27 protein-coding genes and 2 pseudogenes are annotated in these 26,276 nt (G+C 70.5%); 20 read left to right on the forward strand and 9 right to left on the reverse strand.

Going from position 1 to position 26,276, the window contains the following annotated elements:
* Positions 1–10 precede the first annotated feature (10 nt).
* From IE263_RS13650 to IE263_RS13660, 3 genes are all read right to left on the reverse strand, one after another.
* On the reverse strand, positions 11–1,675 hold the full coding sequence (locus IE263_RS13650) for a cellulase family glycosylhydrolase (RefSeq protein WP_189935916.1): 1,665 nt from the start codon (positions 1,673–1,675) through the stop codon (positions 11–13).
* 133 nt (positions 1,676–1,808) lie between these two features.
* The gene (locus IE263_RS13655; protein ID WP_189935919.1) at positions 1,809–2,828 is read right to left on the reverse strand and encodes an MASE1 domain-containing protein; all 1,020 of its coding nucleotides are present in this window, start codon (positions 2,826–2,828) and stop codon (positions 1,809–1,811) included.
* 50 nt (positions 2,829–2,878) lie between these two features.
* Positions 2,879–3,727 carry a PP2C family protein-serine/threonine phosphatase gene (locus IE263_RS13660; RefSeq protein ID WP_189935922.1) on the reverse strand — a complete coding sequence of 283 codons (849 nt, stop codon included), beginning with the start codon at positions 3,725–3,727 and terminating at the stop codon, positions 2,879–2,881.
* Between the two features lie 366 nt (positions 3,728–4,093).
* Between IE263_RS13660 and IE263_RS13665 the strand changes: the two are divergent.
* Together IE263_RS13665 and IE263_RS50005 are read left to right on the forward strand one after the other, a co-directional pair.
* Positions 4,094–4,509: pseudogene (locus IE263_RS13665) on the forward strand (FAD-binding oxidoreductase); the annotation flags it as partial.
* Positions 4,401–4,766, forward strand: a complete 366-nt coding sequence (locus IE263_RS50005; RefSeq protein ID WP_373311981.1) for a DUF6510 family protein — start codon at positions 4,401–4,403, stop codon at positions 4,764–4,766. The pseudogene IE263_RS13665 and the gene IE263_RS50005, both read left to right, overlap by 109 nt.
* Here IE263_RS50005 and pgm read toward each other — a convergent pair.
* Both pgm and IE263_RS13675 read right to left on the reverse strand, forming a co-directional pair.
* Positions 4,679–6,319, reverse strand: coding sequence for a phosphoglucomutase (alpha-D-glucose-1,6-bisphosphate-dependent) (pgm, locus tag IE263_RS13670; RefSeq protein ID WP_189935924.1), 1,641 nt, complete (start codon positions 6,317–6,319; stop codon positions 4,679–4,681). The genes IE263_RS50005 and pgm overlap by 88 nt on opposite strands.
* A gap of 165 nt (positions 6,320–6,484) precedes the next feature.
* A complete protein-coding gene (locus IE263_RS13675) occupies positions 6,485–6,661 on the reverse strand; it encodes a hypothetical protein (protein ID WP_189935927.1) in 177 nt (58 codons plus the stop codon).
* Positions 6,662–6,868: 207 nt separating this feature from the next.
* On the opposite strand from IE263_RS13675, the gene IE263_RS13680 reads away from it, so the two are divergent.
* Both IE263_RS13680 and IE263_RS13685 read left to right on the forward strand, forming a co-directional pair.
* Entirely contained in the window at positions 6,869–7,540 is a 672-nt protein-coding gene (locus IE263_RS13680) for a lysophospholipid acyltransferase family protein (protein ID WP_189935929.1), read from the forward strand.
* 215 nt (positions 7,541–7,755) lie between these two features.
* Positions 7,756–7,932, forward strand: a complete 177-nt coding sequence (locus IE263_RS13685) for a LysR family transcriptional regulator (RefSeq protein ID WP_189935932.1) — start codon at positions 7,756–7,758, stop codon at positions 7,930–7,932.
* Between the two features lie 196 nt (positions 7,933–8,128).
* On the opposite strand, the gene IE263_RS13690 is transcribed toward IE263_RS13685, so the two are convergent.
* A complete protein-coding gene (locus IE263_RS13690; protein ID WP_189935934.1) occupies positions 8,129–9,163 on the reverse strand; it encodes a LacI family DNA-binding transcriptional regulator in 1,035 nt (344 codons plus the stop codon).
* Positions 9,164–9,344: 181 nt separating this feature from the next.
* Here IE263_RS13690 and IE263_RS13695 point away from each other — a divergent pair, with 181 nt between their 5' ends.
* From IE263_RS13695 to IE263_RS13725, 7 genes and pseudogenes are all read left to right on the forward strand, one after another.
* Entirely contained in the window at positions 9,345–10,127 is a 783-nt protein-coding gene (locus tag IE263_RS13695) for a TIM barrel protein (protein WP_189935938.1), read from the forward strand.
* Positions 10,128–10,247: 120 nt separating this feature from the next.
* The gene (locus IE263_RS13700; protein ID WP_189935940.1) at positions 10,248–11,267 is read left to right on the forward strand and encodes a sugar ABC transporter substrate-binding protein; all 1,020 of its coding nucleotides are present in this window, start codon (positions 10,248–10,250) and stop codon (positions 11,265–11,267) included.
* A 92-nt stretch (positions 11,268–11,359) separates the two neighbouring features.
* A complete protein-coding gene (locus IE263_RS13705) occupies positions 11,360–12,379 on the forward strand; it encodes a Gfo/Idh/MocA family protein (RefSeq protein ID WP_189935942.1) in 1,020 nt (339 codons plus the stop codon).
* A gap of 72 nt (positions 12,380–12,451) precedes the next feature.
* Positions 12,452–13,414, forward strand: coding sequence for a sugar phosphate isomerase/epimerase family protein (locus tag IE263_RS13710; RefSeq protein ID WP_189935944.1), 963 nt, complete (start codon positions 12,452–12,454; stop codon positions 13,412–13,414).
* Between the two features lie 89 nt (positions 13,415–13,503).
* Positions 13,504–13,809, forward strand: a pseudogene (locus IE263_RS13715) (IS5/IS1182 family transposase); the annotation flags it as partial.
* Complete coding sequence (locus IE263_RS13720; protein ID WP_189935946.1) at positions 13,806–14,228, forward strand: PspA/IM30 family protein; 423 nt, start codon at positions 13,806–13,808, stop codon at positions 14,226–14,228. The pseudogene IE263_RS13715 and the gene IE263_RS13720, both read left to right, overlap by 4 nt.
* A gap of 74 nt (positions 14,229–14,302) precedes the next feature.
* Positions 14,303–15,100: a Gfo/Idh/MocA family protein gene (locus tag IE263_RS13725; RefSeq protein WP_189935950.1), complete on the forward strand. Its 798-nt coding sequence runs from the start codon at positions 14,303–14,305 to the stop codon at positions 15,098–15,100.
* 468 nt (positions 15,101–15,568) lie between these two features.
* On the opposite strand, the gene IE263_RS13730 is transcribed toward IE263_RS13725, so the two are convergent.
* Together IE263_RS13730 and IE263_RS13735 are read right to left on the reverse strand one after the other, a co-directional pair.
* A complete protein-coding gene (locus IE263_RS13730; protein WP_189935953.1) occupies positions 15,569–16,738 on the reverse strand; it encodes an acyl-CoA dehydrogenase family protein in 1,170 nt (389 codons plus the stop codon).
* Positions 16,739–16,790: 52 nt separating this feature from the next.
* Positions 16,791–17,990, reverse strand: a complete 1,200-nt coding sequence (locus IE263_RS13735) for a CaiB/BaiF CoA transferase family protein (protein WP_189935956.1) — start codon at positions 17,988–17,990, stop codon at positions 16,791–16,793.
* Between the two features lie 127 nt (positions 17,991–18,117).
* On the opposite strand from IE263_RS13735, the gene IE263_RS13740 reads away from it, so the two are divergent.
* From IE263_RS13740 to IE263_RS13775, 9 genes are all read left to right on the forward strand, one after another.
* Positions 18,118–19,071, forward strand: coding sequence for a LysR family transcriptional regulator (locus tag IE263_RS13740; RefSeq protein ID WP_189935958.1), 954 nt, complete (start codon positions 18,118–18,120; stop codon positions 19,069–19,071).
* Between the two features lie 53 nt (positions 19,072–19,124).
* Positions 19,125–19,931, forward strand: a complete 807-nt coding sequence (locus tag IE263_RS13745; RefSeq protein WP_189935960.1) for an alpha/beta fold hydrolase — start codon at positions 19,125–19,127, stop codon at positions 19,929–19,931.
* A gap of 142 nt (positions 19,932–20,073) precedes the next feature.
* On the forward strand, positions 20,074–20,610 hold the full coding sequence (locus IE263_RS13750; protein WP_189935963.1) for a thiamine pyrophosphate-binding protein: 537 nt from the start codon (positions 20,074–20,076) through the stop codon (positions 20,608–20,610).
* Positions 20,610–21,209: a thiamine pyrophosphate-dependent enzyme gene (locus IE263_RS13755; protein WP_189935965.1), complete on the forward strand. Its 600-nt coding sequence runs from the start codon at positions 20,610–20,612 to the stop codon at positions 21,207–21,209. The genes IE263_RS13750 and IE263_RS13755 overlap by 1 nt, the downstream gene beginning before the upstream one ends.
* An 18-nt stretch (positions 21,210–21,227) precedes the next feature.
* On the forward strand, positions 21,228–22,694 hold the full coding sequence (locus tag IE263_RS13760) for an aldehyde dehydrogenase (RefSeq protein WP_189935967.1): 1,467 nt from the start codon (positions 21,228–21,230) through the stop codon (positions 22,692–22,694).
* A gap of 52 nt (positions 22,695–22,746) precedes the next feature.
* The gene (locus IE263_RS13765) at positions 22,747–23,454 is read left to right on the forward strand and encodes an MFS transporter (protein ID WP_229910963.1); all 708 of its coding nucleotides are present in this window, start codon (positions 22,747–22,749) and stop codon (positions 23,452–23,454) included.
* The gene (locus tag IE263_RS48485) at positions 23,379–23,642 is read left to right on the forward strand and encodes a hypothetical protein (protein ID WP_229910964.1); all 264 of its coding nucleotides are present in this window, start codon (positions 23,379–23,381) and stop codon (positions 23,640–23,642) included. The genes IE263_RS13765 and IE263_RS48485 overlap by 76 nt, the downstream gene beginning before the upstream one ends.
* Before the next feature lie 20 nt (positions 23,643–23,662).
* Positions 23,663–24,526: an HTD2 family dehydratase gene (locus IE263_RS13770; protein WP_189935969.1), complete on the forward strand. Its 864-nt coding sequence runs from the start codon at positions 23,663–23,665 to the stop codon at positions 24,524–24,526.
* A complete protein-coding gene (locus IE263_RS13775) occupies positions 24,523–25,344 on the forward strand; it encodes an HpcH/HpaI aldolase/citrate lyase family protein (protein WP_189935971.1) in 822 nt (273 codons plus the stop codon). The genes IE263_RS13770 and IE263_RS13775 overlap by 4 nt, the downstream gene beginning before the upstream one ends.
* A gap of 12 nt (positions 25,345–25,356) precedes the next feature.
* Here IE263_RS13775 and IE263_RS13780 read toward each other — a convergent pair whose 3' ends face one another.
* On the reverse strand, positions 25,357–26,256 hold the full coding sequence (locus IE263_RS13780) for a LysR family transcriptional regulator (RefSeq protein WP_189935973.1): 900 nt from the start codon (positions 26,254–26,256) through the stop codon (positions 25,357–25,359).
* Positions 26,257–26,276 lie beyond the last annotated feature (20 nt).

Genomic DNA, 26,276 nt, shown 5'->3' on the forward strand with positions numbered 1-26,276 from the left:
GAGAGGGACGTCAGGCAGTGGCGCAGGCGGATCCGTTGAGGGTGAATGAGGCCGGCGCGGTGTTCGTGGCGCCCTTGGCGGCGATGAAGCCCAGCGTCACCGAGCCACCCGCCGGGATCGTCGACGTGTAGGAGGCCGGGATGACGCTGACCGTGCCGCCGGTCTGGGTGGGGGTCCCGCCCCACATGTTGTTGATCGTCTGACCGTTGGCGAAGGCGAAGACGAGCGTCCAGCCGTTGACCGGTGCGGTACCGGTGTTGCGCAGGGCGATCTCGCCCTGGAAGCCGCCGGGCCACTCGCCCACCACGCGGTAGCCGACGGAGCAGGACGCGCCGGGTGTGCCGCCGCCCTCGTCGGTGGTGACGTTCACCGTGGCCGAGCGGGGTGAGCGGTTCCCGGCCGCGTCTCGGGCGTAGACGGCGAAGGTGTACGCGGTGTCGGCGGTGAGGCCGGTCAGGGTCACGGTGTTCGTCGTGGCTGCGGCGACCTTGGTCTCGGTGCCGCCGCTGACGCGGACGATGTCGTAGCCGGCCACGCCGACGTTGTCGGTGGCCGCGGCCCAGGTCAGGGTGGCGGAGGTGGCCGTCACGGCGGAGGCGCTGGGGGTGCCGGGCGCTGTCGGGGCCTGGGTGTCGCCGGGGCTGCCGCCGCCGTAGACGGTGGCCTCCTTGGCGGTCTGGGCGATGCCGTTGGCGCCGTTGAAGATGCGCTGGCCCCAGGAGCTGAGCCGTGTGGGGTCGAAGTCGATCGACAGGTCGAGGATCGGGTCGGTGTTGCCGCTCCAGGACCAGGCCAGGTAGCCGAGGCGCAGTTGCTGCGCGGCGGCCATCATGGTGTCCTCGTCCGGGTCGCCCCACTGGTCGGGGGGTCCGCCGAACTCGCCGATCAGGAGGGGCAGTTCGGCGGTGACGAAGGCGTTCAGGTAGTCGGTGATCTCCTGGGCTGTGTCGAAGACGCTGTACATGTGGATCGAGAAGATCAGGTTGCCGGTGGGGTCGGCGTCGTAGACGGACCGGGCGTTGGCGCGCATGACGCCCTGCCAGTCCTGGCCCCAGTTCGGGGCGTCCACCATGATCGTGTGCTCGAGGCCGGCATTGCGCAGCGTCTTGATCGCGGCGATCGTCGGGTCGGTCCAGCCCTGCGGGTTGGTGTTGCCCCAGGGCTCGTTGCCGATGTTGACGATGACGTAGTTCTCCTGGCCGGCCAGGACGTCCTTCAGGCCGATCCAGTAGTCGGCGGCCTGGTCGAGGGTGCCCGCGGCGGCCTCCTCGCCGTAGCCGGTGGTGTCGTGGACCTCCAGGACGCAGATGAGGCGGTTGGCCTTGCACTGGGCGATGACGTTGGCGACGTCCGCGGGGCTGTTCTTCGTCCAGCGGTGGCCGTTGGAGAGAACGACGCGGACGGTGTTGGCGCCCAGCGCCTTGACGTCGGCCAGCGACTGCGTCTCGCCGGGGTACCAGGTGTGGGCGTGGTTGACGCCCCGCATGATGAAGTCGTTGCCATTGCCCTCCAGGAGGCGGCCGTCGCTGATGTGGAGGCCGGTGGCGCGGGTGCGCGGCGACGGGGCGGCCTGGGCGGTGGCCGGGGCGAAGAGCCCGGCGACCACGGCGAGTCCGAGCAGGGTGGCCAGGGCGGGCAGGAACCTTTTTCGTGTCGTGCTTCTTGCTCTTCTCACTGCGACTCCAGGGAGTGAGCGCCAGAAACTCAGGCATCAGAAAGAGGGATGGGAGCGCTCCCATGAAGCCACTGTGCCAAGTACACGTCAAGTCGTCGCGCACGACCGACGTGCCGTTCGCGGGCCCGGTGGGTCAGGGGCTCCGCGGATTGTCCCGCGGGTGAAGCCGGTCGGTTTCCTTCACCGGCCGTCCGTGCTCAGGCTCTCCGGCGGTGAGGTGTTCGAGGACCTCGACCAGTTCCTGGCAGGCGCGTTCCACCGAGCGTCTGGTGTTGCGCTGTTCGGTGATGACGGCCGAGAGGAGCAGGGCGGTCAGGGCCATGGTGCCGTTGAAGGCCTGTAGCTTGATCATGACTTCGACGCGGGTCAGCCCGGCGAAGGGGCCGACCTCGTCCGTGGCCGCGATGGTGGCCAGGACCGAGGTGAACAGGGCGCACAGCATGCTGCCCGCGAGCCGGAAGCGCAGGGCCGCCCAGACCAGCAGCGGGTAGACGAGGAAGAGCAGGCTGACAGGGCTGTGGGTGGCCAGGGGGACGACGCCGAGGGTGATGAGGGTCAGACCCGCGGCCTCCTTCCAGCGGGCCAGGGGTGGTGGCCGGCGGAGGGCGGGGAGGAGCAGCAGGACGGGGGTGACGAGCAGGACGCCCATCGCGTCGCCGACCCACCAGGCCAGCCACACGTGCCAGAAGCTGTCCGTGGCCAGCTTGCCGATGGCGACGAGAAGGCCGACGCCGGTGGTGGAGCTCAGCAGCATGGCGGTCAGTGCGCCCAGGAACACGAGGGCGAGACCGTCCCGTAAACGGGCGAGGTCGGTGCGGAAGCCCACCTTGCGCAGCATGAGGTACGCGCAGACGGGGGCGGCCGTGTTGCCCGCCACGGTGCAGAGCACGACCGGCCGGAACGCGGTGAGCGACAGGATGACGAGGAGCGCCCCGAGGGCGATACCCGCCGCCGACCGGAGTCCGAAGATCAGCAGGCAGGCGACGGCGACGCCCGAGGGCGGCCAGACGGGAGTGAAGACCGCGCCTTCGACGACGAGTTCCCGCATGAGGCCCAGCCGCCCGGCCGCGTAGTAGCAGAGGGCGACAGCCACCGTCTCGACGGCGAAGACGGCCGGACGGCGCAGATCGCTGGTAGCCACCACAGCAGCCATGAGACACCGGCGCGGCGCCGTCGGCGAGGTGAGAGGCGTGGCGTCCGGCCCTATGGCTGAACCCGGCGCCCGTACTCCCCCGGGATCCCGTCGTGTCCCACGACGAGGACGGCCGCGTCGTCCTCGTGTCCGACGCGTTCGGCCCCCTGGATCACGGCGGCGGCGAGCGAGCCGGCCTGCATCCCCGCGACGGCGGCGCTGCCCGCGAGCCGTACGACCTCCTCGAGGCCCTCCTCGGCGCTCATGGAGGGTCCTTCCACGACGCCGTCGGTGAGCAGGACGAACACCCCGCCCTTGGTGAGCCGGTAGCGGGTGACGGGGTATTCCGTCCCCTCCTGGACGCCGAGGGGCGGTCCGCCCTCGTCCTCGGCGACGCCGGACTTGCCGTCCGCGGTGGCCCAGACGCAGGGGATGTGGCCGGCCCGGGCGCTCTCCAGGACGCCGGTGACCGGGTCGAGGCGCATGAAGGTGCAGGTGGCGAAGAGGTCGCTGCCGAGCGACAGCAGCAGATCGTTGGTCCGGGCGAGGAGTTCGCCCGGCTCGCCGGTGACGGAGGCGAGGGCGCGCAGGCCGACGCGGACCTGGCCCATGAAGGCGGTGGCTTCGATGTTGTGGCCCTGGACGTCACCGACGGACAGGCCGATGCGGCCGTCGGGCATCGTGAAGGCGTCGTACCAGTCGCCGCCCACGTTCAGACCGTGGCAGGCGGGCGCGTACTGGACGGCGAGGTGGTATCCGCGGGCCGTGGGGAGGTCCCTGGGGAGCATGCCGCGCTGCAGGGCGATGGCCAGCTCGACCCGGGAGCGTTGCAGTTCCGCGCGTTCGCGCGCCTGGGCGGTGAGCGAACCGAGCCTGGCCAGCAGCTCGTCGCCGTCGTCCGTGGGGCGCTTGCGGGACATGGATCACTCCGGGGAGGACGATGGCCCCTTCGGGGCGAACGTCACATTTTACGTTTAGAGGATGATAGCCACCTAGTCGGTGGGCTGACGGTGCCGGTGGAGAGGCAGGGCCACCGGCCGCGCGGTCCGTGCGCCGGCGGACCAGGGGCCGTGCGCGCGCAGGCCATCCGCGTCCGCGCGGCCGGTCCAGCCTCGCGACGAGCCGGGGCCTGGGTGGTACCGGTTTCTGGGAGAGAGTCGGCTGCCACCGCTACGGCGACCCGTAGCGCGAGCAGCGCACTGGTGCACTGGTGCAGTTGATGCGACTGGGGCGAGCGGGCGTGGTCGTTATCCGGCGCCGGGCGTGGTCGTCGTCCGGCGCCGGGCGTGGTCGTCGTCCGGCGCCGGGCGCGGCTCCTGGAGCGCCGCCCGCAGAACGCCACCGCCCGCACCCTGGCCCTCACCGTCCCCGGCCGGCCCGGCCATCTGCCCGGCCAGCCCGTCGACGTGCGCCTGACCGCGGACGACGGCTACCAGGCCGTCTGCGGCTACTCCCTCGCCGCGCCCGCCGACGGTCACCGGATCGAGCTGGGCGTGCAGGCGGTGCCCGACGGGGAGGTCTCGCCGTATCTCGCCGACGCGCTGCCGGTCGGGGTGGAGGTGGAGGTGCGGGGACGCTCGGGAACTGGTTCGTGTGGCGGCCCGGGCGGCCCGAACCGGTACTGCTGGTCGCGGGCGGCTCCGGGGTCGTCCCGCTGGCGGCGATGATGCGGGCCCACCCGCACGCTCGGGGCCGCTCGCCGAACTGCACGTCTACGGCCCCGAGCCCGGCCTCACCGCAGTCTGCCCCGGCTGCGCGCATGTGGCGCTGCGGCTGGTGCGAGAGGAGCGGTACGTGTGGCTGACGCGGGCGGGGGCGACGGCGCGTTCCGGGTCGCCGTCGCCTGAACAACCTCCGACGACCCGCCCGGGTCAGCCGCCGAGCGCCGCCATGACCACGTCCTTGGCCTCCTCCTGCACCTGGCGGAGGTGGTCGGGGCCCTGGAACGACTCGGCGTAGATCTTGTAGACGTCCTCGGTGCCCGAGGGACGGGCCGCGAACCAGGCGTTGGCGGTGGTCACCTTGATGCCGCCGATGGCCGCCCCGTTGCCGGGGGCCTCGGTGAGCACGCCGGTGACCGCTTCCCCGGCGAGGGTGTCCGCGGTGACCTGGGCGGGCGAGAGCTTGGCGAGCAGTGCCTTCTCCTCCCGGGTCGCGGGGGCGTCGATGCGGGCGTAGGCGGGTGCGCCGAAGCGGGCGGTCAGGTCGGCGTAGTGCTCCGACGGGGTCCTGCCGGTGACGGCGGTGATCTCGGAGGCGAGCAGCGCCAGGATGATGCCGTCCTTGTCGGTGGTCCACACCGAGCCGTCGCGGCGCAGGAAGGACGCGCCGGCCGACTCCTCGCCGCCGAAGCCGAGCGAGCCGTCGACCAGGCCGTCCACGAACCACTTGAAGCCGACGGGCACCTCGACGAGCCGGCGGCCGAGGTCGGCGGCGACGCGGTCGATCATGGAGGACGACACCAGGGTCTTGCCGATGCCTGTGGTGTCGGGCCACTGCTCGCGGTGGGCGTACAGGTAGGCGATGGCGGCCGCCAGGTAGTGGTTGGGGTTCATCAGGCCCGCGTCCGGGGTGACGATGCCGTGCCGGTCGGCGTCGGCGTCGTTGCCGGTGGCGATCTGGAAGCGGTCGCGCTGGTCGATGAGGGAGGCCATCGCGTAGGGCGAGGAGCAGTCCATGCGGATCTTGCCGTCCCAGTCCAGCGTCATGAATCGCCAGGTGGGGTCGGTGAGCGGGTTGACCACGGTCAGGTCGAGCCGGTGCTCTTCGGCGATACGGCCCCAGTACGCGACGGAGGCCCCGCCGAGCGGATCCGCGCCGATGCGGACGCCGGCCGCGCGGACGGCGTCCAGGTCCAGGACGTTCGGGAGGTCGGCGACGTAGGTGCCGAGGAAGTCGTAGCGGCCGGTGCCGGGGGCGGCGAGGGCCTGGGTGCAGGGGATGCGGCGTACGTCCTTGAGGCCGGTCGCGATGATCTCGTTGGCGCGGTCCTGGATCCAGGAGGTGGCGTCGGAGCCGGCCGGGCCGCCGCTGGGCGGGTTGTACTTGAAACCGCCGTCGGCGGGCGGATTGTGGGACGGGGTGACGACGACGCCGTCCGCGAGGCCCGTGGTGCGGCCGCGGTTGTGGGTGAGGATGGCGTGCGAGACGGCCGGGGTGGGGGTGTAGCCGTCGGCGCTGTCGATGAGCACCGTCACCTCGTTGGCGGCGAACACCTCCAGTGCGGTGACCCGCGCGGGCTCGGACAGGGCGTGGGTGTCGGCGCCGAGGAAGAGGGGGCCGTCGGTGCCCTGGGCGGTGCGGTACTCACAGATGGCCTGGCTGGTGGCGGCGATGTGGTCCTCGTTGAACGCCGTGTTCAGGGACGAACCGCGGTGTCCTGACGTGCCGAACGCCACCCGCTGCCCCGGGTCGGCCGGGTCCGGGTGCAGCGCGTAGTACGCCGTGACCAGCCGGGCGACGTCGACGAGGTCCTCGGGGCCGGCCGGCCCGCCCGCTCGCTCGTGCTGCATGTGCCCGCTCCTCCACATCGGTTGGCCAAAGGCTTGCGGCCCCATCTTTCCCTGTGGCGAGGGTCGTCCGCGAGTACGGGCCGGGGGTGTCCGACGCGATTCGACCGCACCGTCCGGGGGGCCGGAGGTGGTCGGAGGTCGCGGGGCGGGTTCCCCCGGCCGCTGTCAGCGTCTGCGGCCGCGGACCCCCCAGCCGCTGCCGATGCCGGCGACATGGAGGGCGAGCAGGGTCAGTCCGAGGAGCATGACGTTGGTGGAGGTGAAGGTGTCGTTGGTCGAGATCTCCGCCGCGTTGATCAGGAAGGCGAAGAAGAACGCCACCGCCGCGATGATGGCCAGCACGGTGTCCGTCCCTTCGGGAGTCGGGTCGTTCGGGGTCGTTGTTGTTTCGGGGTCGTCGTTGTTTCGGGGTAGTTGTTGTCCGGATGCCCCCGAGCGGGCCGGGGACACCGCTCCGCGGTGCACCGAACTGAGTAGCCGTACTCAGGCGCCGTCCTCCCGTCGCGACGGACACTGAGGGCCCCATCGCCGCCCCAGAGAGGCCTCGCCGTGCTCAGCCGTGCCGCCACCGCCCTGACGCCGCTCTTCGGGCGGCTCACCGTCACCAGCGAGATCAGGCTCCGCCTGCCCGCCGGGACCATCTTCGTGGCCAACCACGACTCCCTGGCCGACCCGGCGGTCGTCATCGCCGCCCTGCGGCGGTTCGACCTGGAGCCGGTGGTCCTGGCGACCGCGGGACTGTGGCGCGTCCCGCTGCTCGGACGGGCCCTGACCCGTGCCGGGTACATCCCCGTCCACCGCCGTACGGCACATGCCGCGCAGGCCCTCGACGCCGCCGCCGAGGCGCTCGCGGGCGGCCGCCACGTGCTGCTCTACGGCGAGGGCGGGCTGCCGCGCCGCAAGGACGCCGCCTGCGCTCCGCCCGAGCCGTTCCGCACCGGGCTTGCCCGTCTCGCTCGGACGTCCGGGGCGTTGGTGGTGCCGGTCGGTCACGCGGGCGCCCGGCGGATCGCCTCGGGTTCCGCCACGAAGCAGCTGGCCGGCACCCTCACGGCACCCGTCCGCCGCCCGCGCTGCCACGTCCACCTCGGCGCACCGCTGCGTCTCCCCGCCGAGATCGACAGCGGTACGACGGCCGCCCACCTCGCCGTCACGGCGGCCTGGCGGACGGCGGTGAGGGCGGTGGGCGAACCAGGTGGGGAGCAGCAGCGCCCGGAATAGCTCGCCACGCGTCACCGTGGTGGCCAGGGATTCCTCACCCAGCCCGGACGTGGCCGCTACCAGAAACGGACTTAACGCCCTCTCAGGCTTCGTCTCGACCGGGATGCGGTGCAGCCCCTTGCGGTCGTACCAGGCGGTCATGCCGAAGCCGAACAGCAGGGCCGCCGCGAGGCCGGCGGCCATCATCACCGGTCAACGCGGGCGCCTACGTCAGTGTGCTGCCCCGTTCGCTGTGCCAGGACTACCTCGACGACGGCCGCCTCACGCTCCTCCACGAAGCAGAAGAAGCGCCGCTCAATACCCTGTTCCTCGTGCAGCGGCCGGGCGCCGAGGCCAACCCCGACGTGATCCGGGTGTGTGACGTCTTCCGGAGCGCCGCCCGCGACTGGTAGGCGAGCTGGACCCGGATTCCCGCGGGTCGCCGTCGGGCCGCGCGGCACGGCCGGCCGCGCGCTCGTCCGCTTGACCTGCCTCCTTGACCGCGCGTCCGCCTGGATGCAGGCGGGTTCCTCGGCGGACAGCCGCGGGTGGTCCTCGGGGTCGCGGTAGAACTTCGACCAGAACGAGCCGGGACTGGAGCAGCGCGGGTCAGGAGCGGCAAGGCTCCCTGGTGGTGCTTCGGATGACGAGGTGGGGTGTGACGACGACTTCTCGTTCGTCGTCCGTCGCCCCGCCCTCCAGCCGGGCGACGACCCGGCTCACGGCCCGGCGCGCCAGCTGGCGGGCTTCTTGCCCGACCGTGGTGAGTTGGACGTGGGCGAGGCGGGCGAGGTGGCTGTCGTCGAAGCCGACGACCGAGATCTCGTCGGGCACCGGGATCTGTGCGCGCAGGAAGGTGTCGAGGACGCCGATGGCGCAGTGGTCGTTGAAGGCGAGGACGGCGGTGGGGCGGGAGGAGTCGGTGAGGAGTGTCCGGGCGGCTGCGGCGCCGTGGTCCTCGGTCAGCCCGCCCGGCACGAGGCGGACGTGGCTGGTAAGGCCGTGGTGCTTCATGGCCGACTTGTAGCCGCGGCGCCGGTCGGCCGCGCCCGGCGCCCTGCCCCCGTCGATGTGGACGATGTCGCGGTGGCCCAGTGCCACGAGGTGGTCGACCGCCTGGCGGGCGCCCTCGTCGTCGGCCGCGCGGACGACGTCGACGCCCTCGGCGAGCGGACGCAGCCGGCGGGCCACGGAGACGACGGGCAGCTGCGCCGCGAGTTCCGCCAACCGGGCCGCCGGGGCATGGGGGCTGAGCAGGATCAACGCCTCGCAGCGGTCGGCGAGCAGCGTCTCCACCGCCTCCTGTTCGCTGCGGCTCGCGGCGACGGCACTGAGCGCGATCTGATAGCCGGCCGCCCCCGCCGCCGCGTAGAGCGCCTCAACCATGTCGGCATGGAAGGGCTGTCGCAGGTCGAACTGCACTCCCACCAGGTGCGAGCGGCTGCTGCGCAGGAGGCGGGCCCTGCTGTCCGGCCGGTAGCCGATTTCCTGCGCGGCCCGCAGCACCCGCTCGCGACTTGCCGCGCTGGGGCCCTTGGCACCGCGCATGACCATGGAAGCAAGCGGCACGGAGACACCTGCCCGCGCCGCGAGGTCGCTGAGTGTCGGCCGCTTTCCGTCCGGGACGGCAGAGCGCGATGGCACCGTCGGCCTTCCTGATCGAGGGTCTTCTCCGAGGTGATCGTAGACCGGGCCAAGCAGGACACGCACTGGTCAGCGTTGTTACAACGTTATAAATCGAATGTCCGCACAAACCCTTGACAGGCTGCCCGGCGCCTGGCGTACTGCTCCTGTTCTCTTAGAACGTTATAAACCTGGAGCTGCGATGTACACGTTGGCGGTCTGTGCCGAGATGGTCTACCGCGACCTGCCGATCGAGGAGCGGGCCCGGCGCATCCACGAGGCCGGCTTCCAGGTGGAGATCTGGAACTGGACCCGTCACGACCTGAACGCACTGGCCCAGACCCCCGCCGAGTTCTCCTCGATGACCGGCTACATCCGCGGCACCCTGACCGACCCGGACGGCGCAGCCGAACTCCTGCGCACAGCCGAGGAATCGATCAAGGCCGCCGAGCATCTCGGCTGCCCCCGGCTCAACCTGCACGGCACCGGCCTGGACGGCGAGGGCCTGCCCGTGGTGCCGGTGACCGGCGAGGCCACCGGCGAGATGTGGATCACCGCCCACCGCACGCTCACCCGCCTGGCCGAACTGGGCGAAAGCGCGGGCGTCACCTTCACCCTGGAGAACCTCAACACCACCGTCGACCACCCCGGTGTCCCGTTCGCGCGGGCCGACGACACCTTCGCCCTGGTTGCGGCAGTTGATCGGCCCGGCCTGCGGATGAATCTGGACCTGTACCACGCCCAGATCGGCGAGGGAAACCTCATCGAGCTGATCCGCCGCGCGCACGGCGTCGGCCTGATCGGAGAGATCCAGGTCGCCGACGTGCCCGGCCGCTGCGAACCCGGCACCGGAGAGATCAACTATCCGGCCGTCGCCCGCGCCCTTACCGACCTCGGCTACGACGGCACGGTCGCCCTGGAGGCATGGCCCTCCGGCGACAGCCACACCGCCATGGAGCGGTTCCGCGCCGCGTTCACTCTCTGATCCCCACCCCGAGCCGCACAGCCAGCCACGCAGTAGCTCCCCGTCCGACCCGCAACGGGATGTGTGGCGTCCCGCCGGTGGATCTCCCCTTCCCGCAAGTCAGCACAGTGAGGTGCCGAAATGAACCGCTCGCTTCCCTCCCGCTCCCGCAGATTCACCATCCTGGTGGCCATGGCCGCCAGTACAGTCCTGACACTCGCCGGCTGCTCCAGCAACTCGGGCGGCAAGAAGTCGGAGGAGAGCGCCGGTGGCGTCTCCGCCGGCAAGGCCACCACGCCCCGCATGACCATCGCGATGATCACCCACGCCGTCCCCGGTGACACGTTCTGGGACACCATCCGCAAGGGCGCCCAGGCCGCAGCCGCGAAGGACAACGTCAAGCTGATCTACACCTCGGACCCAAACGGAGGGAACCAGGCCAACCTGGTGCAGAACGCGATCGACCAGAAGGTCGACGGCATCGCCGTCACCCTCGCCAAGCCCGACGCCATGAAGGCCACCGTGGCCAAGGCGGTGCAGGCCGGCATACCCGTGGTCGGCTTCAACTCCGGTGTGGACGACTGGAAGAAGCAGGGCCTGCTTGAGTACTTCGGCCAGGACGAGACCGTCGCGGGCGAGGCGGTCGGCAAGAAGCTGAGTTCCCTCGGTGCCAAGAAAGTCGCCTGTGTCATTCAGGAACAGGGCCAGGTCGCCCTCGAGGCACGCTGCGCGGGCGTCAAGAAGGGCTTCTCGGGCACGACGGAAAACCTGTTCGTCAACGGCGCCGACATGCCGTCCGTGAAGTCGACCATCACCGCCAAACTCAAGCAGGACCCTTCCATCGACTACGTCGTCACCCTCGCCGCCCCGGTCGCACTGACCGCCACGCAGGCGGTGTCCGACGGCGGCAGCAAGGCCAAGGTCGCCACCTTCGACCTCAACAAGGAACTCGTGAAGGCGATCCAGGACGGCAGCATCCAGTTCGCCGTCGACCAGCAGCCCTATCTGCAGGGCTACCTGGCGGTCGACTCCCTCTGGCTCTACAAGAACAACGGCAACTACAGCGGCGGCGGCGTGGCGCCCGTGCTGACCGGCCCGGCCTTCGTCGACAAGTCCAACGTCGCAACCGTCGCCACGTTCGCCGCCAAGGGAACACGGTGACGCGTACGACCCGGGGCACGGCCGGACCCATGTGGGTTCGGCCGGCCCACGGCTGACCGTCACCGCCGCCCCACCCCCAGGCAAGGAATCACATGACCCAGCACGCCTCTATCGGAGTCGCCGTGATCGGCGCCGGTCGCATGGGAGCCGACCACGTACGCCGGATCAGCGAGGTGACCAGCGGCGCCCATGTGGCCGCCGTCGTCGACGTCGACATCGATCGCGCCAAGACGGTCGCCGACGACGTCGAAGGATGCGCGGCCTACGGCGACGTCGCCGAAGCGATGGCCTCACCCGACGTCGACGCGGTGCTGCTCGCCTCCCCGGGCATCGCCCACGAGGCCGCACTGCTCACCGCGTTCGAGCACGACCTGCCCGTCCTGTGCGAGAAGCCCCTCACCCCCGACGCCGCCTCCGCCCTGCGCGTACTGGAGGCCGAGCAGCGGCTCGGGCACCGCCGGGTGCAGGTGGGCTTCATGCGCCGCTACGACCACGAGTACATCAAGCTCAAAGCGCTGCTGGACAGCGGAGAACTGGGCCGGCCTCTGATGCTGCACAACCGGCACCGCAACCCGTCCTGCCCGCCGGACTTCACCAGCGCCATGCTCATCAACGACTCCGTGACCCACGAGATGGACATCACCCGCTGGCTGCTCGGCCAGGAGATCACGTCCGTCACGGTGCTGCGGCCGCGGCCCTCCGGGAACGCGCCCGAAGGGCTGGCCGATCCGCAGTTCGTCGTCTTCGAAACCGACGGCGGCGCCCTGGTCGACGTCGAGATCTACGTCAACGCCCGCTACGGCTACCAGGTCCAGGCCGAGGCGGTGTGCGAGCACGGCACCGCCCGCATCGGAGACCGACACGACATGCTCGTCAGCACCGGCGGACGCTGGGGCGGCACGGTCACCCCCGGCTTCGTCGAGCGGTTCGAGGAAGCGTACGACCGCGAGGTCCAGGCATGGGTCGACGCCACCCGGCGCGGCGAGGTCACCGGCCCCAGCGCCTGGGACGGCTATGCCGTGGCCGCGGTCTGCGAGGCGGGCATCCGCGCCCAGACCGAGGGCCGCCGCGTCGAGGTGGAACTCGCCGACCGCCCCGCCTTCTACAGCTGACCCCTACCGCCGCCACACCGAACCACCGGGGAACGACGACCCCCGCCGACGACACCGCAGACAGGACGCATCATGAAGATCGGTCTGAACACCGACAGTGTCGGGCAGCTCACGCTCGACGAGACCCTGGACCTGGCGGCCGAACTCGGCCTGGACCACGTGGAGTTCGCCACCGGCGCCTGGTCCACCGCCCCGCATGTCGACATCGACCGGCTTCTCCACAGCGACGGCGCGCGCCGCGAGCTGCTGGCCAAGGTCGCCGACCGGGGGCTCACGATCAGCGCCCTCACCTGCTCGGGCAATCCCCTGCACCCCGGACCCAGCGGTCGCGAGCACGACCAGGTCGCGCGCAGGACGATCACCCTCGCGCCGCTCCTCGGCGTCGACCGCGTGGTGATGATGTCCGGGCTGCCGGGCGGGCCGGGCGACGCCAACCCCAACTGGATCACGGTCTCCTGGCCTCCGGAGACCACACAGATCCTCGACTGGCAATGGACAGAGGTCGTACTCCCGTACTGGCGAGACCTCGTCGCCCACGCCCGTGACCGGGGCGTGCCCAAGCTCGCCCTGGAGATGCACGCTCACCAGGCGGTCTACAACGTCCCCACGCTCCTGCGCCTGCGCGAGGAGGTCGGGCCCGTGGTAGGGGCCAACTTCGACCCCAGCCACCTGATGTGGATGGGCGCCGACCCGCTGGCCGCCATCGAGGCCCTGGGCGACGCGATCTATCACGTGCACGCCAAGGACACCCGGCTGGAGTCCTCCCGCCAGGCGCTGACCAGCAGGCTGGAGACCCTCCCGGTCATGGCCTCCAAAGACCGCTCCTGGAACTACGTGACCCTCGGCTACGGTCACGACGACGCGTTCTGGCGTGCCTTCTGCCTCGCCCTGCGCCGGGCCGGCTATGACGACGTCCTGAGCATCGAGCATGAGGACGTGCTCATGGCACCGGTCGAAGGAGTGACCAAGTCCGTCGACCTCCTACGCCGTGTCACCCTGCGCGACCCCAGCTCCTACAAGCCCCAGGAGATCTGAACCATCTGACACGACCTTCGCACGCCCTCGGGCCTTTCCACAGCACCACAGCAGGCGGGGCAGGCCGCGCACACTGCCGGTCCTCCTTCAAGGTCCTGGTCGACCAGGGCTTCAAGGACGCCGTGATCATCCACGGAGCGGTGAAGGACATCACCGTCGAGGTGGTCCGACGTAACCCCGACGACCAGGGCAAAAATTTCGTTCCGCAGCCGAAGCGGTGGGTGGTCGAGCAGGTCAACGGCACCCTCATGCTCCATCGCCGCCTCGCCCGTGACTACGACCACCGGCCCGACAACGCAGCCTCCCGCGTCTACTGGGCCTCCACCGCGGGCATGCTCCGCCGCCTCGCTCCCCCCACCGCCGCATGGCGTGACGACGTGGAGCCGGCCGCGTGAACGTCAGCGAACTCCTGCGGCTGCTGCAGACCGAACACGACGAGACCGCCGCACGAGCCGACAACCTGCGCGAGCAGATCGAGCGGCTCACCACCGCCCTCGCCGAGGCCGAGGCCCGCCTGACCGAGCTCGCCGCCACCCGAAAGGTCATCGACGGCCTCACTCCGCCCGACCACGAACCGACCTCCGCAAAGACCGACACCGTCTACCAGCGCATCGTGACTGCCTTCAACGAGCACCCCAAGAAGGTGTTCCGCGTCCACGACCTGAACGAACAGCTCGGCCTACCCACCGACGAGCCCTCGATCAACGTCACCCGCTCCCGCCTGGGACGACTCGCTCGCCAGGGATTCCTCACCCAGCCCGGACGTGGCCGCTACCAGAAACGGACTTATCGCCCTCTCAAGACCCGCTCCTGAACAACATCTCCCGCCCCCTGGTCCCATCGGATTTCCGGGACGCCCCACTCAAGAACTAGGGAACCCTCACGGCTGTGCGCGTAGGAGTGATCGGGGCCGGCTGGATCGGTCAGGAACACATCCGCCGGCTCACGGAAACCGTGACCGGCGTCCAGGTGACGGCGGTGACCGACATCGACGCCGCCCGCGCCGAGGAGGCGGCGGCCCGGGTGGGCGCCCCGGTGTTCGCGGACGGGGCCGAGCTGATCGCGGCGGACGACGTGGACGCGGTGCTCGTCACTTCCTGGGGCCCCACCCACGCCGAGCATGTGCTGAACGCCATCGCGGCCGGGAAACCGGTGTTCTGCGAGAAGCCCCTCGCGACGACCGCCGACGACTGCCTGAAGATCATCGATGCCGAGACGGCTCACGGCCGACGGCTGGTCCAGGTCGGCTTCATGCGCCGCTACGACGCCGGCTACCGCCAGATGAAGCAGGTGATCGACTCCGGCCGTATCGGCGAACCACTGATCGTGCACTGCGCCCACCGCAACCCGTCCGTGCCCGAGTCGGACCACACCGACATGGCCGCGCTCGACTCGGCGGTCCACGAGATCGACGTGCTGCGCCGGCTCCTCGACGACGAGATCGTCTCCGCCCAGGTGGTCCTGCCGCGCTCCACGGGCCAGCGGTACCCGCACCTGAAGGACCCGCAGATCATGCTCTTCGAGACCGCCAAGGGCGTCCGCATCGATCTCGAGGTCTTCGTCAACTGCCAGTACGGCTACGCCGCGACCATCATCTCCAACGCCACGGTCGAAGCACGCCAGTCGGGCCGCATCGTCACCACGGACATGAAGCCCCGCCCCGCCTTCTACGGCGGCACCGCGTGAGGACGATCTGACGGGGAGCGAACCGCTCACCCAAAACCACCGTCGCCGTCACGGCTTCCGAGCTTGATCGTCGGCTTCACGGTGAGCAGTTGGGGAGCCGCCATCGCCTGCGAGGTGACGACGGACAGAGTGCCCCGCGGACATGCCCACGTTCAGTAGTCGGGAGCGAAAGGAGAGATACCGTTCGGCTGGGCCAGTCCATCCAGTAGCACAGTGGGGATGTGTGCCGTCCCGGTCGAACCGGATCACCCCGGCCAGCCGGAGCCCGAGCCGTGCCCTGGTAGTCAGGGACAGAGATCGCACCGCTCCCGTCGAAGGCGAGGTCGTCGGCCACCAAGGGCTGGCCAAGCACCGCCCCGGACACCCCTGGTGAAAGCGAAACCGTCCACGTCATCCCGGTCGACGGTCAGGTCATCGGCGAAGTGCGGTCGCCAGTGTGGGGCACGTGCTTCACGCGCACCACGATCTTCATGCCTCCAGTCCTCCTCGCTTGACCAGCTGGCTCGCGATCACGTTCCGCTGGATCTCGTTGGTGCCCTCGCCGACGATCATCAGCGGCGCGTCACGGAAGTAGCGCTCGACGTCGAACTCCGTCGAGTACCCGTAACCGCCGTGGATGCGCACGGCGTTCAGGGCGATCTGCATGGCCGTCTCGGAGGCGAAGAGCTTCGCCATCCCGGCCTCCATGTCCACCCGGCGCCCGGCGTCCGCCGCCCGGGCGGCATACAGGGTCAGTTGCCGGGCCGCCGTCAGTGAGGTCGCCATGTCCGCCAGGTAGTTCCCGATGGACTGGTGCTTCCAGATCGGCTTGCCGAACGACTCGCGTTCCTGGGCGTAGGCGAGGGCGTCCTCGAAGGCCGCCCGGCCGACCCCGAGCGCACGGGCCGCGACCTGGAGGCGTCCGGTCTCCAGGCCCTTCATCATCTGCGCGAAACCCTTGCCCTCCACGCCCCCGAGGACGGCGTGGGCCGGGACCCGGTAGTCCTCGAAGGACAGCTCACAGCTCTCCACGCCCTTGTAGCCGAGCTTGGGCAGGTCACGGGAGACGGTCAGCCCCGGCCCGTGCTCCACGAGGAGGATGGAGATGCCCTTGTGAGCCGGAGTGGCGTCCGGGTCGGTCTTGCACAGCAGGGCAATCAGGCCGGACCGCCGCGAGTTGGTGATCCAGGTCTTCGCCCCGTTGACCACGTATCCGCCGTCGCCGTCCTTACGGGCGACCGTACGCATCGCCTGCAGGTCCGAGCCACCGCCCGGTTCAGTCAGGGCCATGGTCGCGCGGATCTCGCCGGTGGCCATCCTCGGCAGGTACCGGCGCTTCTGCTCCTCCGTGCCGAAGAGCAACAGCAGCTTGGCGACCACGGTGTGGCCGCCCATCGCGCCGGCCAGACTCATCCAGCCGCGCGCCAGCTCCTCGGTGATCAGCACGTAACAGGGGGTGGAGACCGGGGTGCCGCCGTACTCCTCGGGCACGGCGAGGCCGAAGATGCCGAGAGTCTTCATCTGCTCGATCAGGGCCTCGGGGTAGGTGTTGGTGTGCTCCAGCTCCTGGACGACGGGCTTCACCTCCTTGTCGACGAAGTCGTGCACAGTACGGATGATGAACTGCTCGTCCTCGGACAGGACGTCGAGAGTGCTCATGCGGTGACGCTCCTCATTGGGTGACGTGGATGCCGCGGTCGGCTCGGACGGTTCAGACGGCGCGTTCGTCCTTCAGGCCGTCGATGTCGGCCGGGCTGTATCCCAGGCCGGCCAGGATCGTGTCGGTGTGTTCCCCGGCCGCGGGGACGGCGTCCATGCGCGGGGCCGCACCGGCCAGGTCCACCGGCGGCAGCAGCGCGGACACCACGGCCCCGCCGGGGATCCGTACGTCCCGCCAGCGGTCCCGGCCGCTGAGCACCGGGTGCGCCAGGAACTCCTTCATGTCGTTCACCCCGGCGTTGGCGATGCCCGCCGCGTCCAGCAGCTTCGTCACCTCGTGGCTGTCCAGCTCGCCGAACCGTTCGGCCACGATCGCGTTCAGCTCCTCGCGGTGGGCGACGCGGGCCGAGCCGGTGGCGAAGCGCGGATCCGTGACCAGCCCGGGTTGGCCCAGGAACTGTTCACACAGGGCCGCCCATTCGCGCTCGTTCTGGATGGAGAACAACACGTCCTTGCCGTCGGCCGCGGGATAGGCACCGTAGGGGGCGATGGTGGCGTGCTGGGTGCCGATGCGGGGCGGCTGGGTGCCGCCGTAGCGCGTGTAGTAGGCGGGTTGGTTCATCCACTCGGCCAGTGCCTCGAACAGGGAGACCTCCACGGCGCGGGCGACGCCCGTGGTGGCCCGGGTGAACAGGGCGGTGAGGATGCCGGAGTAGGCGTACATGCCGGCCGCGATGTCGGCGATCGACACCCCGACGCGGGCGCCGCCGTGCTCGTTGCCGGTGAGGGAGACCAGGCCGGTCTGGCACTGCACCAGCAGGTCGTACGCCTTGCGGTCGGCCCATGGGCCGCTGGACCCGTAGCCGGAGATCGAGCACGGGATCAGCGAGGGGAAACGCTCCGTGAGGGCCTCAGCGCCCAGACCCATCCTCGCGGCCGCGTTCGGTGCCAGGTTCTGCACGAACACATCGGCGCCGGCGAGCAGTCGCTCCAGGACACGCCTTCCCGCGTCCGCCTTCAAGTCGAGGGTGATGGACTCCTTCGACCGGTTGAGCCACACGAAGTAGCTGGACTGGCCGTGCACCGTCGTGTCGTACCGGCGGGCGAAGTCGCCCCCGCCCGGCCGCTCCACCTTGATCACCTGTGCGCCGAGGTCGGCGAGCTGGCGGGTGGCGAAGGGGGCGGCCACCGCCTGCTCGATGCTGATGACGGTGATGCCGGCGAGCGGCAGTGTTCGGGGGAGCTCGGTCATGAAGTGACCTCCAGAGGGTGCGGTCCCGTACCGGAGTACCATCATTGATGGTCATGTCCCTCTGGGTGAAATAGCAATGTGCTATGGCCCCATGCGCGCCTCGGATGGCAGCGGAAGGAAGCCCCCTTTGGACATCAAGCAGCTGAAGGCGATCGTCACGGTCGCCGAGGTGGGCAGCGTCACGCGCGCCGCGGAGCTGCTGCATCTGGTGCAGCCCGCGGTCACCCGGCAGATCCGCACCCTGGAGCAGGAACTCGGCATCCCGCTCTTCGAGCGGACCGGGCAGGGCATGCGTCCCACCGAGGCGGGGGCGATCATGGTGGACCGGGCGCGGCGCGCACTGAACGAGCTGGAGCGGGCCCGCGCCGAGGTGCAGCCGACCCCCGGCGTGGTGACCGGCATCGTCACCCTCGGGCTGCTGGAGAGCACCAGTGACCTGCTGGCAGAGCCGCTCGTGACGGCCCTCGCCCGTGACCGCCCCGGCGTCGAGCTTCGTCTCATGACCGCCTACTCGGGGCACCTGCAGCAGTGGCTCGACGACGGCGATCTGGACCTGACGCTGCTCTACAACCTGGACAGCACGCCCTCGCTGAACGCCCACCCGCTGGTGCGGGAGCGGTTGTGGGCTGTGGCTCCCCGGTCAGCCGGCCTCCGCGCCGACCGTCCCGTTCCGTTCACGGAGGCGGCGAAGCACCCGCTCGTCATGCCCGCCTCGGGGCACGCGTTGCGCCGGCTGATCGACGCAGCGGCGGTACGGTCCGAGGCTGCCATGGACGTCGTCATGCAGACCAACTCCATGCGCGTGCAGAAGCAGCTCGTCCAGGCGGGGCACGGCTGGACCGTCCTGCCCGGTGTGGGCATCGCCGACGATGTCGCGCGGGGCGCCCTGAGCGCCGCACCGCTGAGCGAGCCCGACGTGTGGCGCTCGGTCGTCCTCGCCACACCGCGGTTCGGGCGTACGCCGCCGGCCGTGGAGGTCGTCGCACGCGAGCTGGTCCGCCAGATCAACTCCGCGGTGGCTCAGGGGAGATGGCCCTCGGCCCAGATCCAGGGAGACGACACGCCCACCGAGGGTGAGTGACTCGCCCGCGGCAACGCCCAAGAACACCACCCGAGAAACCTGTGGGAACCCCCATGACTGACACTGGTCACCAGCTCGACGGCGTCGCTCTTACCCGGGACGGCACGGCACTGGCCTGCCAACAGCGGGGAGAAGGGTATCCGCTGATCCTCCTTGCCGGACAGGCGAACAACCATCACTGGTGGGACGGCGTACGAGAAGACTTCCACGCCACGCACTCCTCCATCACCCTCGACTACCGGGGCACCGGCGCCAGCGACAAACCCCAAGGGCCTTATTCCACACAGCAGTTCGCGGAGGACGTGATCGCCGTCCTCGACGGCCTCGGCATCGAGCACGCCGACGTCTACGGGACCTCCATGGGCGGGCGGGTCGCCCAGTGGATCGCCGCCCGCCACCCGGACCGGGTCCGCCGCCTCGTCCTGGGTTGCACCTCCCCCGGTGGACCACACGCCGTGGAGCGCGACGCCTCGGTACGGCGCACCCTGGCCCAGGCGGACCCTCAGGCCGTCCGGCGGGCCCTGACCGACCTCATGTACACCCCCGCCTGGCTCGCCGCCCACCCCGGCCCCTACACCACGCTCGGCGACCCCGACATGCCCCCGCACGCCCGCCGCGGCCACCTGCAGGCGAGCAACGGGCACGACGCCTGGGACGCACTCCCTCTCATCACCGCGCCCACCCTGATCCTGCACGGCGGCCAGGACCGGCTCACCCCGCCGGACAACGCCCCACTGCTCGCCGCCCGCATCCCCGACTCCCGGACACACCTGTTCCCCGGCGCCCGGCACGCGTACTTCGAGGAATGCCGCACCGAGGCCAGGGCTCTCGTCGCGGCGTTCCTCAACGAGGGCTCGTAGCCGACCCCCCAGGTCACACGGTCACAACCGCTCGACATGCGCGCGACGCATACACGTATCACGCCTTTCTATTGTTCAACCTCATCCATCAGCGCTCATGATGCTGGATACCTTGAGCCGACCGAGCACGGAGCCGCTACGGATGAGTCAGACACATGCCCCAGCCCCTGCGTGGCAGGAGGACGTGTTCGCCGCGTTGAAGAAGCGCGGCGTCCAGCAGATCGCCTATGTACCGGACTCCGGACACTCCCACACCATCCGTGAGGCGCAGCGCGACCCCGCCCTCCACGACGTGGTGCTCACCACCGAGGAGGAGGGCGTCGCCGTCGTCAGCGGGGCCTGGCTGGGCGGGCAGAAGGCGGTGCTGCTCATGCAGAGCAGCGGCGTCGGCAACTGCGTCAACATGTTCTCCCTGCTGCAGATGTGCCAGTTCCCCTTCCTCACTCTGGTGACGATGCGCGGCGAGTACGCCGAGTTCAACCCCTGGCAGAGCCCCATGGGCCGCTCCACCCAGCAGGCCCTGGAACTCATGGGCATCACCGTCCTGCGCGCCGACCGCCCCGAAGACGTCGAGGAGACCGTCGAGGCCGCACTTGACTCGGCGTTCGAGGCCGGCGAGCGCGTCGCCGTGCTCCTCGGACAGAAGCTGATCGGCCGCAAGAAGTGGGAGCGCAACTGATGACCGCCACCGACACCCTGCCCCGCCTGGACCGGCGCCGCTTCGTCGCCGACCTGGTCTCCCGCCTCCCCGAGGACGCCCTGCTGGTGACCGGCCTCGGGTCGCCGAGCTACGACGTGTTCGCCGCCGGCGACCGGCCCACCCACTTCTACCTCTGGGGCGCGATGGGCGCCGCCGCACCCCTCACCCTCGGCCTCGCCCTGGCCCGGCCGGACCGCCCGGTCGTCGCCGTCACCGGCGACGGCGAACACCTCATGGGCATCGGCACGCTGGCCACCATCGGCGCCCGACTCCCGCCCAACCTCACCCTCGTCGTCCTGGACAACGCCCACTTCGGTGAGACCGGCATGCAGGTCAGCCACACCGGCCTGGGCACCGACCTCGTCATGGTCGCCCAGGGCTTCGGCATCCCGGACGTGGTGCGCATCACCGACCTCTCTCAGGCCGAGGACCTCGCCGCCCGGATCCGCGCGCGCTCGGCGACGACGTACGCCCAGGTCCTGATCGACACCACCGAGCCGCCCCGCGCCCTGCCGCCACGTGACGGCGTCGCCAACAAGAACTCCTTCCGCGCCGCGCTCGGTCTGAACACCTTCTAGCCGACGGGATCCCCTTCCATGCAGCGCTACGAGTTGTTCATCGACGGGGAGAGCCGCAAGGCCGTCGGCGATGAGTGGTTCCCCACCGACAATCCCTACCTCGGCACCCCGTGGGCCGAGATCGCCAAGGGCACCGGGCGGGACGTCGACGACGCTGTCCGCGCCGCCCACCGCGCCCTGCACACCGGCCCCTGGGCCGAACTCACCGCCAGCGCACGCGGCGCCCTGCTGCACCGGCTCGGCGACACGATCGCCGGCCACACCCGTGAGCTGGCCGAGCTCGAAGTCCGCGACAACGGCAAGCTGTTCACCGAGATGCACGGACAAGTCGCCTACGTTCCACAGTGGTTCCACTACTACGGGGGTCTCGCCGACAAGATCGAGGGCACGGTTCCGCCGCTGGACAAGAAGGGCTACTTCGCCTACACGAAGAAGGAGCCCGTCGGGGTCGTCGCGGTCATCACCCCATGGAACTCCCCGCTGTTGCTGCTGGCCTGGAAGATCGCCCCCGCGCTGGCCGCGGGCTGCACGGTGGTGGTGAAGCCGTCGGAGTTCACCTCCGCCTCCACCCTGGAACTGGCCCGGCTCCTCCACGAGGAGGGGCTGCCCCCAGGGGTGTTCAACGTCGTCACCGGCTTCGGCCGGGACGTCGGTGCCGCACTCGTCGAGCACCCGCTGGTCCGCAAGGTCAGCTTCACCGGCTCGGACGCCACCGGCCGCCGTATCAACGAGTCCGCCGCCCGCGACTTCAAGCACGTCAGCCTCGAGCTGGGCGGCAAGTCACCCAACATCGTGTTCGCCGACGCCGATCTGGAGGCCGCTGTCAACGGTGCCGTCTCCGGCATCTTCGCCGCCACCGGGCAGACCTGCATCGCCGGCTCCCGGCTGCTGGTGCAGCAGGACGTGCACGACAAGGTCGTGGGCCGCCTGGTGGAGCTGGCCGGCACGGCCCGCATGGGCGATCCGATGGACGAGAACACCCAGGTCGGTCCGATCACCACACCCGCCCAGTATGCCAAGGTCCTCGACTACATCGGCATCGCGCAGCAGGAGGGCGCCCGGCTCGCCCTCGGCGGCAGGGCCGCCGACCGTGGCGGATGGTTCGTCGAGCCGACCGTCTTCACCGGCGTACGCAACAGCATGCGCATCGCCCAGGAAGAGGTCTTCGGACCTGTCCTCGCCGTCATCCCCTTCAAGGACGAGGACGAGGCGGTGGAGATCGCCAACGACAGCCGCTACGGCCTCGGCGCCGGCGTGTGGACCAGCGACATCGGCCGCGCCTTCCGCATGGCCGACCGCATCCGCTCCGGCACCGTCTGGGTCAACACCTACCGCACGGTCAGCTACCTGGCGCCCTTCGGCGGTTTCAAGGACTCCGGCCTCGGCCGCGAGAACGGCATCGCCGCCATCACCGCCTACCTGGACGACAAGAGCGTCTGGATCAACACCGGCGCGCCCACCGGCAACCCCTTCGTCCTGCGCTGAGAAGACCCCGCACGAACCATTCCCCACCGCGACAAGAGCAACGGAGCTTCCCATGTCGCAGAGCGGCGTATCCACCACCGGACGATCCCGCGTCACCGCCAACGTCATACGTGGCTGTCTGGGCAATCTGATCGAGTGGTACGACTGGTTCGCCTACGCCACCTTCAGCATCTACTTCGCCGCCGCCTTCTTCCCCGACGGCGACGCGACCGCCCAACTCCTGTCCACGGCCGTCGTCTTCGCTGTCGGCTTCCTGATGCGCCCCCTCGGCGGCTGGCTCCTCGGCGCGTACGCCGACCGGTACGGCCGCCGCCGCGCACTGACCCTGTCGGTCACGCTGATGAGCGCCGGATCGCTCACCATCGCCCTCGCCCCCGGCCATGACGTCATCGGCCTGTGGGCTCCCCTCCTGCTGGTCCTGGCCCGCCTTGTCCAAGGGCTTTCGGTGGGCGGCGAGTTCGGCTCCAGCGCCTCCTACCTCGCCGAGGTCGCCCCGCCGGGCCGGCGCGGCTTCTACTCCAGCTTCCAGTACGTCTCCATCGTGCTCGGCCAGCTCGCCGCCCTGCTGGTGGCCATCGTCCTGCAGAACCTGCTCACCGACGACGAGATGCAGAGCTGGGGTTGGCGCGTCCCCTTCGTGATCGGCGCGGGTACTCGGCGCTGGCCGCCATCATCAAGGCGGAGATGTTCCCCACCAAAGTCCGGGCCCTGGGCGTTGGCCTGCCGCATGCACTGGTCACCGCCACGTTCGGCGGACTGACGGAACCGATCGCGCTGGCTCTGAAGAAGGGCGGCCACGAGACCACCTTCTTCTGGTACGTGACGGGGTGCATCGCCCTGACCTTCCTGGCCACCCTCGTCGTACGCGAACCGTCCCGCACCTCCCTGCTGGAGGCCGGACCGACCAGCACGACGCCCGCCCCGCCGACGACCGCCCCGCTGACCTGACCTGCCCACGAGGACACGACATGCCCGCCTCCCTCTCCTCCCACGTCGAGTCATGGCATCCCGCACCAGTCACCGACGAGGACGCCCTGTCGCCCAGCCCGGCAGCGGCCCTGTCGGCGCTGCTGGACCTTCCCGACGCCGCCGCCAGGTCCGGCGACCCACTGCCGCCGCTGTGGCAGTGGCTGTACTTCCTGCACTGGCCGCCCCAGCACGCCCTCGGCCCGGACGGACACCTGCACGACGCCCGCTTCCTGCCCCCGATCCCCGACCGCCGGCGCATGTTCGCCGGCGGACGATGCGAGATCACCGCGCCCCTGCGCCTCAGTGAACCGGCCGAACGCGTCAGCAGCCTGGCCGCCATCACCCCCAAGCAAGGCCGCAGCGGCGAGCTGCTGTTCGTCACCGAACGCCAGGAGGTCCGGCAGAACGGCCGCACCTGCCTGATCGAGGAGCAGGACATCGTCTACCGGTCGGGCGACGGCTCCGCACCACGGCACCCGACCGCGCTCGACGACTCAGCCGTACCAGAGCCGGAGGGCCCGTGGCAGCTGCGGCTGCGGCCGGACGAGACCCTGCTGTTCCGGTTCAGCGCGCTCACCGCCAACGCCCACCGCATCCACTACGACACCCCCTACGTCCGCGACGTGGAGGGCTATCCCGGCCTCGTCGTCCACGGCCCGCTGCTGGCCCTGCTCATGCTGGACCTGGTCCGCAGAAAGGCCCCGGAACGCCAGGTACGGTCGCTGTCCTACCGGCTGCACCGGTCGGCGTTCGCGGGCGAGCACCTCCTCGCCGACGGCACGCCCACTGACGACCGTGCCCGGCTGCACATCGCCACCCACCGCGAGGCCCGGCACGCCACCGCCGAGGTGACCTTCGCGTGAACCACCCGGACAGCGACCGCATCGCCGCCGCACGGACCCTGCTCTTCGTCCCCGGTGACCGGCCCGACCGCTTCGCCAAGGCGGCCTCCTCCGGCGCCGACCTGATCATCATCGACCTGGAGGACGCTGTCGCCCCCGGCGACAAGGACCACGCCCGCGACAACGCCGCCGCCTGGCTGGCCCTCGGCAACAGGGCCGTCGTACGGATCAATCCGCCCGGAACTCCCTGGTTCGAGGCGGACCTCGCACAGGCGGCCGACCACGGCTGCCCCCTCATGGTGCCCAAAGCCGAGGACCCGTACCTCCTCGCGGAGATCGCCGCCCGCACGGCCGGGCGCTGCCCGCTGGTCCCGCTGGTCGAAACCGCCCTGGGCATCGAGCGGGCCCACGAGGTGTGCGCCGTCCCGGGAGTCGCCCGCGCCGGCTTCGGCAACGTCGACCTGGCCACCCAGCTCGGCGTCGCCCCCGACGACCATCACGCCCTCACCCACGCACGCTCCCGGCTGGTCCTCGCCTCCGCCGCAGCGGGTGCCCACCCGCCCGTTGACGGCGTCACCACCGCCGTACGAGATCTGGACGCGCTCGACACCGACATCACCCACGCCCGGCGCCTGGGCTTCACCGGCAAGCTCTGCATCCATCCGGCCCAAGTACCGCCCGCCACCGACGGGTTCACGCCCACCCCGGACGAACTGCGCTGGGCCCGCCGCATCCTCGACGCCGGTGAGTCCGTCACCACGGTCGACGGGCAGATGGTCGACCTGCCGGTACTCACGCGCGCGCGAACCGTCCTGGCCCGGGCGGGACAGGCCCCCTGACGGCGGCGGCGCTCACGCCATCTCTTGCCGGTGAGTCGTCGCGTGGCGCAGGAACTCCTCCACCAGCGGCTCGTGCGTGGCTGCCCGGGAGACCAGGGAGAGTTCGACGATGTCGGCGGAGTCGGTCAGGGGCCGGTAGGTGATGGGTCCCTGGATGGAGCGGACTGCCACGTTCGGTACGAGGGTGACACCGAGGCCGCAGGCCACCATCGCCAGCTGGGTCAGGATCGAGTTGGCGATGTGGCGCGTCTCGGGGGTGAACCCGGCTCTGCGGCAGGTCGCCATGAGCTGATCGTGGTAATCGGGGGACGCCTCACGACGAAGCCACACCCATGGCTCGTCCGCGAACCGTGCGAGGTCGACCGGGTCCGCCGTGTCCCCGGCGAGGACATGCCTGCCCGGCAGGGCGATCACGAACTGATCGTGGCGCCAGGGTTGCACGCGCAGGCCGCGCACCGGCGCGCTGGGCCGGATGACGGCGAGGTCGATCTCGTGGCGGGCAACGGCTTCCTGGCCCTCCCCGGTGTCGACCTCCGTGAGGTGCAGGTCGACGCGGGGCCGGGCGTCCCGGAAGGCGGACAGCGTGCCCAGCAGGGGCTCGCTGAGAGCCGAGGTCACCACCCCGATCCGCAGCGTGCCCACCAGACCGGCCTCGGCCTGGGCCGCCACCTCATGGGCGTGCCGGGCGGCCGCCACCAGCTTGCGGCACTCCTCAGCGAACGCCCGGCCGGTCTCGGTCAGCCTGACCCGCCGTTCGCTGCGGTCGAACAGCCGCACGCCCAGCTGCCGCTCCAGCTGAAGGATCGCCTGACTCAGCGGCGGCTGCGACATCCGCAACTGTTCCGCGGCCCGGCCGAAGTGGAGCGTCTCGGCGACGGCGAGGAAGTAGCGGGCCTGGCGCACCTCGATCATCAGTCGCCCCACATATCAGT

Source organism: Streptomyces aurantiogriseus (assembly GCF_014649375.1).
Lineage (GTDB): Bacteria > Actinomycetota > Actinomycetes > Streptomycetales > Streptomycetaceae > Streptomyces > Streptomyces aurantiogriseus.

Bases quoted from the DNA above. Each gene is read 5' to 3' on its own strand.
- IE263_RS13710 (WP_189935944.1), top strand. From the start codon at position 12,452: ATGAAGATCGGTCTGAACACCGACAGTGTCGGGCAGCTCACGCTCGAC.
- IE263_RS13780 (WP_189935973.1), bottom strand. From the start codon at position 26,256: ATGATCGAGGTGCGCCAGGCCCGCTACTTCCTCGCCGTCGCCGAGACG.
- IE263_RS13765 (WP_229910963.1), top strand. From the start codon at position 22,747: ATGTCGCAGAGCGGCGTATCCACCACCGGACGATCCCGCGTCACCGCC.
- IE263_RS13695 (WP_189935938.1), top strand. From the start codon at position 9,345: ATGTACACGTTGGCGGTCTGTGCCGAGATGGTCTACCGCGACCTGCCG.
- IE263_RS13700 (WP_189935940.1), top strand. From the start codon at position 10,248: ATGAACCGCTCGCTTCCCTCCCGCTCCCGCAGATTCACCATCCTGGTG.
- IE263_RS13770 (WP_189935969.1), top strand. From the start codon at position 23,663: ATGCCCGCCTCCCTCTCCTCCCACGTCGAGTCATGGCATCCCGCACCA.
- IE263_RS13745 (WP_189935960.1), top strand. From the start codon at position 19,125: ATGACTGACACTGGTCACCAGCTCGACGGCGTCGCTCTTACCCGGGAC.
- IE263_RS13655 (WP_189935919.1), bottom strand. From the start codon at position 2,828: ATGGCTGCTGTGGTGGCTACCAGCGATCTGCGCCGTCCGGCCGTCTTC.
- IE263_RS13705 (WP_189935942.1), top strand. From the start codon at position 11,360: ATGACCCAGCACGCCTCTATCGGAGTCGCCGTGATCGGCGCCGGTCGC.
- IE263_RS13660 (WP_189935922.1), bottom strand. From the start codon at position 3,727: ATGTCCCGCAAGCGCCCCACGGACGACGGCGACGAGCTGCTGGCCAGG.
- IE263_RS13750 (WP_189935963.1), top strand. From the start codon at position 20,074: ATGAGTCAGACACATGCCCCAGCCCCTGCGTGGCAGGAGGACGTGTTC.
- IE263_RS13730 (WP_189935953.1), bottom strand. From the start codon at position 16,738: ATGAGCACTCTCGACGTCCTGTCCGAGGACGAGCAGTTCATCATCCGT.
- IE263_RS48485 (WP_229910964.1), top strand. From the start codon at position 23,379: ATGTTCCCCACCAAAGTCCGGGCCCTGGGCGTTGGCCTGCCGCATGCA.
- IE263_RS13755 (WP_189935965.1), top strand. From the start codon at position 20,610: ATGACCGCCACCGACACCCTGCCCCGCCTGGACCGGCGCCGCTTCGTC.
- pgm (WP_189935924.1), bottom strand. From the start codon at position 6,319: ATGCAGCACGAGCGAGCGGGCGGGCCGGCCGGCCCCGAGGACCTCGTC.
- IE263_RS13760 (WP_189935967.1), top strand. From the start codon at position 21,228: ATGCAGCGCTACGAGTTGTTCATCGACGGGGAGAGCCGCAAGGCCGTC.
- IE263_RS13735 (WP_189935956.1), bottom strand. From the start codon at position 17,990: ATGACCGAGCTCCCCCGAACACTGCCGCTCGCCGGCATCACCGTCATC.